Raw genomic sequence first — 11,666 nt, forward strand, 5'->3', positions numbered from 1 at the left:
TCATAGAATAGTAATCGCTTGTTTCCCCATTTGTTCCCATGCTCTTTCAAATTCAGAACGTGATACTTTTTTATTCGGATTGTTAGCTAACGGATCGTTCATATATACGTAGTTTTGATCATATCCAACAATTACTGCGCTATGCTCGTAATATGTAATTTTTATATCACCGTTATTTGTATTCCATGTTTCAAAACTACCCTCAGCTAGGGGTTGAAACGTCGTATTGGCAATTACCCATACTGGTGAACCTGAACTAATAACTTTATAAATATCCTGAATATCTTTTCCTGTTAAATCAATGGTTTTTTCAGGCATATACTTTTCGGCAAGTTTAAAAATAGGCCCATGATACACACCGTATCCAGGCTCAGCCTTCGTATAAATATTTCCAACGAATCCTTCATAAGGGTTTCCTCGAAGGTTATTTTCTTTAAATGGAACTTTATTGATTTCACTTGCAAGTTGCATCTTATCTACTTGTACACCTTTATACTGCAATAACATTGCTAAACTTGTAACCTCACAACCTCGCTGCAGTTCCGGAAGTTGTTTTATGAATGGAACATTTTCAATCATAGCTGTTTCTTTCATATCAAACAAAAAATTCACTCGTAACTCTTGGACTTTTTGAAGAATTGTATTTTTCCCTATAAAAATAATAGCAACAAGTACAATCCCTATCATACATATATATTTGAATTTCTTTAACATATTCAAAACTCCATTACATCATTATTTTCATCAAACACCACTCTTTGTATTGTACCTTTCTTCTGCCTTGTTTGCTAGAAAGATTATATGAATTATTATTCAATTTAACTGTTTTAAAATTCTAATTTTTTGTAATTAAAAGAAAAATAATATGTACTTTTTCAGAATATTTCGCTATAATCAAAAACGTTATGTGTTTTAAAAAGAGCTTTCTTTCATTCACAAAACATGAAATTAGAAACTAATCATAGTTGTTTTTATCACCACTCTTACACCCAGAAAATATACAGAATTGATTTCTATAGTGATATACAGAAAACTACTATCAGTATGTTTTTCATCCCCCACTAATGATTAGTGAAATGAAGCATGCTCGAGATGCATCGAGCACAACAAACAAGGAAAAGAACACGGGGTGAAGGGAATATGAATCAAACAAATACAGAACAAACAAGTTTACAACGGACAATGAAAAGCAGACACCTTTTTATGATTGCACTCGGAGGTGTTATCGGTACAGGGTTATTTATGGGATCAGGACAAATTGTCCATAATGCTGGACCTGGTGGAGCCATTCTTGCATTTTTAGTTGGTGGTTTCGTCATGTATTTAACAATGCTTTGTCTTGGTGAATTATCTGTTGCAATGCCAGAAGCGGGCTCATTTCAAAGTTATGCAAGCCGATTTATTTCACCTGGTTTTGGATTTGTCGTTGGCTGGATGTATTGGTTAAACTGGGCTGTTACAGTTGGCGTAGAGCTTACAACTGTTAGTATTTTAATGAAGCGCTGGTTTCCGGATGTTTCCTCATGGATTTGGTGCGTTATATTTGCGGCATTACTTTTTATTGTAAACGCTTTATCAGCAAAAGCATATGCAGAAGCAGAATTTTGGTTTGCCAGCGTTAAAGTTGCTACGATCATAGTCTTCATCGTACTTGGAGGCGCCGTTATGTTTGGATTCCTAGATTTCAATGGAAAACCAGCACCAATGCTACATAATTTCACAGAAAATGGCGGACTATTCCCTAACGGTGTGTTAGCCGTTCTATTTACGATGATTACAGTAAACTTCTCCTTCCAAGGAACAGAATTGATTGGTATCGCTTCAGGTGAAAGTGAAAAACCTGAAAAAACAATTCCAAAAGCAATAAAAAACACAATTTGGCGTACGCTATTCTTTTTCGTATTAGCAATTGCTGTTGTTGTTGGACTGCTTCCATGGCAAGAGGCAAATCTTGTAGAAAGTCCCTTCGTACTTGTCTTTGATACAGTGGGAATTCCATATGCAGCAGACATTATGAACTTTGTTATTATTACCGCTGTATTATCTGTAGCAAATTCAGGATTATACGCAAATTCACGTATGCTTTGGGCAATGTCAAAACAAGGCATGGCAAGTCCTATATTTACAAAGCTAACGAAAAAAGGTGTGCCACTAAATGCATTAATTTTCAGTTTAATCTTTGCAAGTCTTTCGCTACTAACAAGCGTATTTGCAGCAGATACTGTCTTTTTAGTATTAACATCTATTGCCGCAATGGCAGCAGTTGTTGTTTGGATGTCGATTGCAGCTTCGCAATTTTTCTTCCGAAGAGAATTTATAAAAAATGGTGGAAATATAAAAGATTTAAAATACCGTACGCCACTTTATCCAATTGTTCCAATCTTAGCTTTTTCTTTAAATTTCATTACATTCATTAGTTTAGCTTTCATACCGGATCAACGCATTGCGCTTTACTGCGGGATTCCATTTATGATTATTTGCTATATCTTGTACCAAGTTAAATATAAAAAAGTTGTCACATTTGAACAGAAACGAAATATTAAACAAATAATAAACTAAATATATAAAATATTCGACTATCTTACTTTATGATAAGATAGTTTTTTTCTATTTCTTGGATATGCTGGTATAACTTTAATTATCTTAAAATTCCTACAATCATGGTTTCGTCCGAAAAATGGTTTACAATGTAATCAAGTTACAAATGATATTCACCTTAAAAAGTGTGCATTTGTGTCTATTTTTTAACAATCTAACAAAAACTATTGCCTTCTATAAATTAATAGGTTTATATTGTTTTATTGGCATAGTTTCAATCCAAGGAGAAAGGAGATTTTCAATCGTGCAACTAAAGAAATCGTTTTGGAAGTTGGCTTCACTTCTTCCTTTATCACTACTCTTGTTCCTCGGTGGCTGTGAGAAAAAACTTGCAGTATTAAATCCACAGGGGCCTGTTGCAAAAGCACAGTATGATTTGATTGTTTGGTCATTCGTACTTATGTTGTTGATTATTGCAATTGTATTCATCTTGTTTACAGTCATCTTGATTCGTTATCGTGAAAAACCAGAAAACATGGGCTATGAGCCACCTGATCAACACGGTAACACATTATTAGAAATTATTTGGACACTCTTCCCAGTTATTATCGTTATTGCATTATCAATTCCAACGGTAAAAGCTACTTATGCATCTGAAGAAGTGCCAAAAGAGTCTAAGCATATTAAACCAGTTGAAATTTATGTTACATCTGCCAACTGGAAATGGTTATTCAGTTATCCAGAGGAAAATATTGAAACCGTTAACTATTTAAACGTACCAGCTGGTACACCAATTCAATTTAAATTAACATCTGTTGGTCCAATGAACGCCTTCTGGGTTCCAGAACTTGGTGGTATGAAATACACAATGGACGGCATGATTATGGATTTATTCCTACAAGCTGATAAGCCAGGTTCTTACCTTGGTCGTAGCTCAAACTTCTCTGGTGAAGGATTTACTCACATGGAATTTGAGCTTGAAGCAAAAACAAAAGAAGATTATGACAAGTGGGTAAAAGAAGTAAAAGAAACTGCTAAACCACTGACAGAAGAAAAATATAACGAAATCATTAAACCTGGTGTAGTAGGGCGTATGACATTCTCTAGTCACCACTTAAAGTATGTAGATCCAAAATCACTTGAATACTGTGATTACAACTACTACAAAAACAAAAAGTAACAGATAATATTCCAACAGATTGGAGTGAACACAGTGAAGCTTGATGAATTTTTTGTCACAGGTGATCCGATTATTTACGGAGCTGACGCATCTATCGTTCTTGTGACATTAGCAATCATTTTCGTACTGACAAAGTATAAAAAATGGAAATGGCTTTGGGATGAATGGTTAACAACTGTTGACCATAAAAAAATCGGTATAATGTATATTATATCGGCAGTTTTAATGTTATTCCGTGGTGGGATGGACGGTTTAATGATCCGTGCACAATTAACATTCCCAGATACAACTTATTTAAACGCAGAACATTATAACGGAATCTTTACAACACATGGTACAGTTATGATTCTTTTCATGGCGATGCCATTCGTTATGGGATTAATGAACGTTGTTGTACCACTACAAATTGGTGCTCGTGACGTTGCGTATCCATTCTTAAACGCATTAAGTTTTTGGTTATTCTTTATCGGAGCAATGTTATTCAACATCGCTTTCGTTATCGGAGGGTCTCCAGACGCTGGGTGGACATCTTACTTCCCAATGGCTGGTACAGAATTTACTCCTGGCGTAGGAAATAACTACTACGCTATTGCATTACAGATTTCCGGTCTTGGTACGCTAATGACTGGTATTAACTTCTTGGTTACAATCTTAAAAATGCGTACACCTGGCATGACATTAATGAAAATGCCAATGTTTACTTGGTCAATCTTAATTACAACTATCATTATTATTTTCGCTTTCCCAGTATTAACAGTTGCTCTTGCATTAATGACATTCGATCGTCTATTTGATGCTCACTTCTTTACGATGGCGAGCGGCGGTATGCCAATGCTTTGGGCCAACCTATTCTGGGTATGGGGTCACCCTGAAGTATATATTGTTATCTTACCGGCATTCGGTATTTTCTCTGAAATCATTAGTACATTCTCACGTAAACGTCTATTCGGTTACAGTGCAATGGTATACTCAATGATTGCAATTTCTTTATTAAGTTTCGTCGTATGGCTTCACCACTTCTTTACAATGGGATCTGGTCCAGCCGTTAACTCATTCTTCTCGATTTCGACAATGGCGATTTCGATTCCAACCGGTGTTAAGATCTTTAACTGGTTGTTTACACTGTATAAAGGACGTATTCGTTTTACAGTTCCAATGCTTTGGTCATTGGCATTTATTCCAAACTTCGTAATCGGTGGGGTTACTGGGGTTATGCTTGGAATGGCAGCAGCTGACTATCAATACCATAACAGCTACTTCCTAATCGCCCACTTCCACTACGTATTAATCGCAGGTACAGTATTCGCGATGCTTGCAGGATTTACGTTCTGGTATCCAAAAATGACTGGTCATATGCTAAATGAACGCCTTGGTAAGTGGACATTCTGGATCTTTATGATTGGATTTAACATCTGTTTCTTCCCAATGTACTTCCTAGGTTTAGATGGTATGACTCGTCGTATGTACACTTACTCCGCTGATTTAGGGTGGGGTTGGATGAACCAAATCGCAACTGTCGGTGCAGTAATGATGGGTATCGGCTTCCTAATCCTTTGCTACAACGTAGTTTGGAGCGCACGTCACGGTGAGCGTGACACTACTGGAGATCCATGGAATGGCCGTACACTTGAATGGGCAACTCAATCTCCTGTACAACATTACAACTTTGCTAAACTTCCTGAAATTAAAGAGGCTGATGCTTTCTGGTTCATGAAGAAACGTGGAGAAACAGTTACACCAAAGGCTGATGAATTAAAACCAATTCACATGCCAAGCAATTCAGGTGTTCCTATCATTATGTCTAGCTTTATCGGTCTTGCTGGTTTTGCGTTAGTATTTAGCTGGTTCTGGTTAGCAATTATTGGCGGTATCGGTATGCTAGCTTGTATGATCTATCGTTCATTTGATTATGACGATGGTTACTATATCAGTGTTGATGAAATTAAAAAAACAGAACATGTAGCATGAGAGGTGAAACGAAATGGCGGCTTTAGATAAAAGCTTACCTTTAGAATATCAATCTGAACAAAGCAGATTGAATATTCTAGGGTTCTGGATTTTCCTAGGGGCTGAAATTATGCTATTCGCAACACTTTTCGCCTCTTATTTAGTCCTTGCTGGTCGTACGGCAGATGGCCCAACGCCAGCACAATTGTTTGAAGTGAAAACACTTTTAATTCAAACATTACTACTTTTAACAAGTAGTTTTACGTGCGGTATCGTAATTCATGAAATGCGTAAAAACAACCAAAAAGCTATGTTAGGATGGTTCCTTTTCACATTGCTTTTAGGTGCAGGCTTCCTATTCTTTGAAATTGAAGAGTTCATCATGTATGTTGGTGAAGGCGCTACGATCCAAACAAGCGCATTCTTATCTGGATTCTTCGTTCTTCTTGGAACGCACGGTGCCCACGTAACAGGTGGTATCATCTGGGCAACTTGTGTAATCATCCAAATTTTAAAACGCGGATTAACACCAGTTACAGCTCGTAAAGTATTTATTATCAGCTTATACTGGCATTTCCTTGACCTTGTTTGGATCTTTATTTACACACTAGTTTACTTGAACGGGATGGTGGCGTAATAATGGGACAAAACAATACACAAGCAAATGGACACGCGCATAGCGGGTTTCCATGGTCACACGTTTTTGGGTTTATTTTATCGCTTGCACTAACGTTTCTTGCTTTATATGTTGCCCTTTACACAGACTTGCCACTTTCAACGATATTAACAACAATTATCGTAATGGCACTTGCACAAGGTTTATTACAATTAATTATGTTCATGCACTTAAGAGAAGGAGAAGGTACAATTCAAATCCTTACAATGATATACAGCTTCTTTGTTGCAATCGCAACAATCGGTCTTACTGTATGGATTTTCTTCTCTATGTAATGAACAGAAAATGGACTGCTGAGATAATCTCAGCAGTCTTTTTATTTATTCCCCTCCCCTTTTATCCATATTACGGAAATTACAACATTATCATGTAAACCATACTTATTATGACAAATGTTAAGAAAACTCTTTCTTTATGAAATCGAGTTCACATGCATTGCTTTTCTTCCTATAATATGACTAAAATAAGTACTATATTATTTGAAGGGAGAGAACGCAGTGGAACATCATTCCTCAGTCTTATCACTTATGATTGTTGTCGCAATCGCGTTTTTCATTCCCCTTTTGTTACAACGCTTTAAACTAAAAGCACTTCCTGTCGTTGTTGCAGAAATTATCGCAGGAATTTTTGTAGGAAAAAGTGGATTTAACGTTATTGAGCCCGACATGTGGCTCCAGGTCTTATCAACACTAGGATTTATCTTCTTAATGTTCTTAAGCGGTTTAGAAATCGATTTTTCTATCTTTAAACAAAAAGGGAAAAAGAATACGACGAACGAACCAAACACGTTCCAAGTAGCAAGCATTATCTTTTTATTCATTTTCATCTTATCCTACGCTATATCACTTATATTCGTATGGCTTGAATTTGTAGATAGTGCCTTATTTATGACATTAATTATTTCAACAATTTCTTTAGGTGTTGTTGTTCCAACATTAAAAGAAAATAACTTAGGGAAAACAGCAATTGGCCAAATCATTTTATTAGTTGCTGTTATTGCTGACCTAGTTACAATGATTCTACTCGCTGTATTTGTCGGATTGAACTCTGAAAGTGGCCAAAGCATGTGGCTTCTTCTCGTTCTATTTGGTGCAGGTATTGTCATTTACTTTGTGGCAAGACGCTTTAAAAATATTCCATACCTAGAAAATATAAAAGCTGGTAGTGTACAAATTGACACACGTGCTGTTTTTGCACTCATTTTAATCTTAGTCGGATTATCTGAATCTGTTGGTGCAGAAAATATTTTAGGGGCCTTTTTAGCAGGTGTACTCGTATCCTTATTATCACCAAATGAAGATATGGTTGAAAAACTTGATTCCATCGGATATGGTTTCTTCATCCCAATTTTCTTTGTTATGGTCGGGGTTAATTTAGAAGTATGGTCTATTTTTAAAGAGCCTTCTAGTATGCTAATGATTCCGATTTTAATTGTCGGACTCTTTATTTCAAAATTATTACCATCACTCGTACTAAGAAAATGGTACCCACGTAATATTGTATTAGGAAGTGCCATTTTATTGACATCGACACTTTCATTGGTTATCGCCGCAGCACAAATTGGTGAAAAGCTAAATATCATTAGTACCAGTCTATCTGCTTCACTTATTTTGAGTGCAGTTATTACATGTATTTTTGCACCTGTATTCTTTAAAAAGATGTTTCCAAAGGTGGAAACACCAAAACCAAAAGTTTCTATTATTGGTGCAAGTCGAATCACCCTTCCATTATCACTTGATTTAAAACGCGAAGATTATGATGTGACACTATACATGATGCGTCAAAATAAAGTAAATGCAGAGGAAGCAAAGTCTCATGACTTCCCGATTGTAAAACTAGATACAATCACTATAGAAGGATTAGAAGAACAAAAAGCATTCGATGCAGATCGCGTTGTTGTTGCAACAAGCGATGATGAACAAAACTTATTATTAGCAGAACATGCGAAAGAATTAGGCGTTGAACATGTTATTGCAAGCGTAGAAGATCCACTTCTACAAGAAAAAGCAACACAAGAACATATTGCCGTATTCTCGACCATCAACTCTACACGAATTTTATTACGTGCACTCATCGATAGACCGAGTCTCGTTCGTTTAATTACGACAGCAAATGAAACAGTTCGTGAAGTTGAATTACGTAGTAATAAATATAACGGTTTACCACTTCGTCGCTTACCATTCCTAGGTGACGTGCTCATCATTCAAATTTACCGTGGTAATAAAGCACTCGTACCACATGGTGATACAAAATTACAACATGGTGATACGCTCCTTGTAACAGGTTCAAAAGAACACATTGATACAATGAAAAACATACTAGAATAGCAGAAAGTCCCCTTTCGAAATTGAGAGGGGACTTTTTTAGTACATAATATTCACAAAATTTTTCTTAAGATTATCGTTTTTTAATGGTAAAATATTACTATCACATATTATGGGGATGAATCACACTATGTCTATTTCAACTTTAGCTCTTTTATTATTGGCAGAGGTACTCGTTGCCATTATTCTTATCGGCATTAGCATTGAAATTTGCAGCTATGGATGGAAGAAATCCAATGGCACGAAATACTTTTGTCTCTTTCTTTCTCTTCTCATTGGTACTAGTAGCATATTAGGCCTTTGTGTTGCGCCGGCCTATTTTTTTCTGCAACTTATTGAGAAATCCTCATAAGAAAGGACAATAATATGATTACAATCAAACATATTGATGCCTCTGAAACATATAAACTACGGCAAAATATTTTGCGACCGAATCAACAGTTAGATGATTGCAAATATCCATCTGATTATGAAACAAATTCCTTTCATCTCGGTGCCTTCTTAAATGATGAACTCATTAGTATCGCGTCTTTCTCATCTGAAGCAGAGCCTTCCTTACAAGGTAATAACCACTATCGTTTACGAGGCATGGCTACAATTCCCACCTTTCGAAAGCAACATGCTGGTCGCTCATTAATTAATCATGCCGAAACCATTCTAAAAGAACGCCAAGCAACAGTACTATGGTGTAATGCTCGTATTACCGTTGCAGATTACTACAAACGATTAGGATTCCTTGAACATGGTGAAATATTTGATATCGATCCGATTGGACTTCATAAATTGATGTATAAAACGTTATAAATCATCTAATATAGCCCTCTCCATATGGAGAGGGCTATATTATGATTCATTATCTTCATCTCTTATTGATTTTTTATAATAATAGACATACAAAAAAGGAACGAAAGAACAAAGAAATACAATAATACCAATTATTCCTGCATCTAGTATAGAAGCATCAGGCGTTACAATCATATGAATTCCTATGATAGCACCCGTAAATATAATCGGAATAAGTAACAATTTGAAAAAATAGCTACGTTTTACTGGCTCTCCGCTTTCATGCACTTCAATTGATTGTTTCAAATTTAAAAAGTTTACAGACATGATTCCAACCATAAATAATAGTAGTAAATCAGACACAGCTTCATATCCTGCTTACTTTATAACATAACGGTAAAAAAATCATACTTAATATTACAAGTTCTATAATATGAATGCCATTCTAATATGCTTTTAATCCTTGAATCATTAAACGTTCATCTTTCACAATTCGCATTGATCTCTTTCACTCCCTCTCCTCCCAAAACAAATCATTTAATGTTTGGTTTAACGCATAACAAATATTCAAACACAACTCTAAAGAAGGGTTATACTTCCCTTTTTCAATTAAACTAATCGTTTGCCTTGTAACTCCTACTTTTTCTGCTAATTGTTGTTGTGTTAAATCTAGCTGAACACGAGCAACTTTTATTTTACTTACAGCCAATCCCTGTCCCTCCCTCACTATTAATCGCAACATATATATTCCATTATTCAATTTATAAATTACATAATAATTAAACTTCTTTTTCATGTCTTATATTAGGTTCCTACAAATTAAACTTTCACTTTATTATACACGAAAAAAGGGTACTTCCTACGAGAAGTACCCTTTCCTATATGATTATAAGAACAAATGACATCCAAATAAAATTGCAAAGAAATACAGAAGTGGATGAACTTCCATTCCTTTTCCTTTCACAATTTTTAAAATTGGATAGATTAAAAATCCAAGCGCAATTCCGTTCGCAATACTAGATGTTAATGGAATCCCTACGAAAATTAAAAATGCGGGCAGTGCATCTTCAAATTCACTCCAATTAATATCTCTTATGCTTTGCGCCATTAGACTTCCTACAATGATTAACGATGGAGCAGTAATTGCTGCTACACTAGATAAAGAAGCGATAACAGGGCTGAAAAATGCAGTAACGATCGTTAAGCAAATTACTACAATGCCTGTTAATCCAGTTTTACCACCTGCTGCAATTCCCGCTGACGATTCAATCGTTGCTGCTGTTGGGCTTGTCCCAAATACAGCTCCCGTTGTACCACCAATTGCATCCGCAATAAATGCTTTACCAAAACGTTTTTCAGCATTATCTGTATTTAAACCCGCTTGCTTAATCAGGCCAAGCAAAGCACCTGTTGTATCAAATAATAATACAAGTAAAAATGAAAAAACAACGCCGTATAATCCATATTCAATTACATCAGAAAATGCAGTCATCGGATTTGAAACAATGATTCCGTTTGGTAAATGAGGGATAGCTGTAATCTTATCCCCAAATTTAAGTTGCCTTGTAAAAAAGGCAATAATGCCTGTCACAATCATACTAATAAACAACGCACCACTCACACGTAATGCCATTAACACCGCTGCTAACACTAAACCAACTAATGTTAAAATAACAGCTGGTGAATGAAAATCTCCAATTGTAACTAAATTAGATGGGTGATCCACGATAATTCCAGAGAGACGAAGACCAATGAAAGCAATAAATAGCCCAATTCCACCTGCAATTGCCTGTTTTAGGCTATCTGGAATTGCGATAATAAGTTTCTGACGAAATGATGTGAAAGACAATAAAAGAAAAATAATACCTGTAACAAATACTGCTGAAAACGCAATAACATATGTAATACCTTCTGCCTTTTGTACAACCGAATAAGCAAAATACGCATTCATCCCCATTGCTGGAGCAATAACAATCGGATAGTTTGCTAAAAACGCCATACATAATGTTCCGACAACTGTTGCAATAATGGTTGCCGTAAATGCTTGATCAAATGGTACACCTGCATCAGATAATATTTTCGGATTGATGACAAGAATGTACGCAAATGTAAAAAATGTTGTGATGCCAGCTAAAATCTCTTGCTTCACAGAAGTGCTATACTTTTGTAATTGAAACATACTTTGGTACCCTTCCTACACAATGAATTATTATCACAC

The 11,666-nt window shown here is 35.7% G+C and carries 11 protein-coding genes and 1 pseudogene; 8 read left to right on the top strand and 4 right to left on the bottom strand.

Features of this window, described 5'->3' with window-relative positions:
- Entirely contained in the window at positions 1–714 is a 714-nt protein-coding gene (locus KFD70_RS18585; RefSeq protein ID WP_336453020.1) for a C39 family peptidase, read from the bottom strand.
- Between the two features lie 426 nt (positions 715–1,140).
- Here KFD70_RS18585 and KFD70_RS18590 point away from each other — a divergent pair, with 426 nt between their 5' ends.
- From KFD70_RS18590 to KFD70_RS18625, 8 genes are all read left to right on the top strand, one after another.
- Positions 1,141–2,559, top strand: coding sequence for an amino acid permease (locus tag KFD70_RS18590; RefSeq protein WP_336453019.1), 1,419 nt, complete (start codon positions 1,141–1,143; stop codon positions 2,557–2,559).
- Positions 2,560–2,842: 283 nt separating this feature from the next.
- Positions 2,843–3,718 carry a cytochrome aa3 quinol oxidase subunit II gene (qoxA, locus tag KFD70_RS18595; RefSeq protein ID WP_336453018.1) on the top strand — a complete coding sequence of 292 codons (876 nt, stop codon included), beginning with the start codon at positions 2,843–2,845 and terminating at the stop codon, positions 3,716–3,718.
- A gap of 33 nt (positions 3,719–3,751) precedes the next feature.
- Positions 3,752–5,686 (top strand): cytochrome aa3 quinol oxidase subunit I, encoded by a 1,935-nt coding sequence (gene qoxB / locus KFD70_RS18600; RefSeq protein WP_336453017.1) that lies wholly within the window; start codon positions 3,752–3,754, stop codon positions 5,684–5,686.
- A 13-nt stretch (positions 5,687–5,699) separates the two neighbouring features.
- Positions 5,700–6,302, top strand: a complete 603-nt coding sequence (gene qoxC, locus KFD70_RS18605) for a cytochrome aa3 quinol oxidase subunit III (RefSeq protein WP_090694261.1) — start codon at positions 5,700–5,702, stop codon at positions 6,300–6,302.
- Positions 6,303–6,304: 2 nt separating this feature from the next.
- Positions 6,305–6,616, top strand: coding sequence for a cytochrome aa3 quinol oxidase subunit IV (gene qoxD, locus KFD70_RS18610; RefSeq protein WP_336453016.1), 312 nt, complete (start codon positions 6,305–6,307; stop codon positions 6,614–6,616).
- A 222-nt stretch (positions 6,617–6,838) separates the two neighbouring features.
- Entirely contained in the window at positions 6,839–8,668 is a 1,830-nt protein-coding gene (locus KFD70_RS18615) for a monovalent cation:proton antiporter family protein (protein ID WP_336453015.1), read from the top strand.
- A gap of 115 nt (positions 8,669–8,783) precedes the next feature.
- Positions 8,784–9,017 (top strand): DUF4022 family protein, encoded by a 234-nt coding sequence (locus tag KFD70_RS18620; RefSeq protein WP_336453014.1) that lies wholly within the window; start codon positions 8,784–8,786, stop codon positions 9,015–9,017.
- 14 nt (positions 9,018–9,031) lie between these two features.
- Positions 9,032–9,469, top strand: coding sequence for a GNAT family N-acetyltransferase (locus tag KFD70_RS18625; protein ID WP_336453013.1), 438 nt, complete (start codon positions 9,032–9,034; stop codon positions 9,467–9,469).
- A gap of 39 nt (positions 9,470–9,508) precedes the next feature.
- On the opposite strand, the pseudogene KFD70_RS18630 reads toward KFD70_RS18625, so the two are convergent.
- From KFD70_RS18630 to KFD70_RS18640, 3 genes and pseudogenes are all read right to left on the bottom strand, one after another.
- A pseudogene (locus tag KFD70_RS18630) lies at positions 9,509–9,947 on the bottom strand (hypothetical protein).
- A 9-nt stretch (positions 9,948–9,956) separates the two neighbouring features.
- The gene (locus tag KFD70_RS18635) at positions 9,957–10,157 is read right to left on the bottom strand and encodes a helix-turn-helix transcriptional regulator (RefSeq protein ID WP_336453012.1); all 201 of its coding nucleotides are present in this window, start codon (positions 10,155–10,157) and stop codon (positions 9,957–9,959) included.
- 177 nt (positions 10,158–10,334) lie between these two features.
- Positions 10,335–11,627 carry an NCS2 family permease gene (locus KFD70_RS18640; protein ID WP_431613272.1) on the bottom strand — a complete coding sequence of 431 codons (1,293 nt, stop codon included), beginning with the start codon at positions 11,625–11,627 and terminating at the stop codon, positions 10,335–10,337.
- Between the last annotated feature and the right edge of the window lie 39 nt (positions 11,628–11,666).

It is taken from the genome of Bacillus pfraonensis, from assembly GCF_050768835.1.
Taxonomy (GTDB): domain Bacteria; phylum Bacillota; class Bacilli; order Bacillales; family Bacillaceae_G; genus Bacillus_A; species Bacillus_A pfraonensis.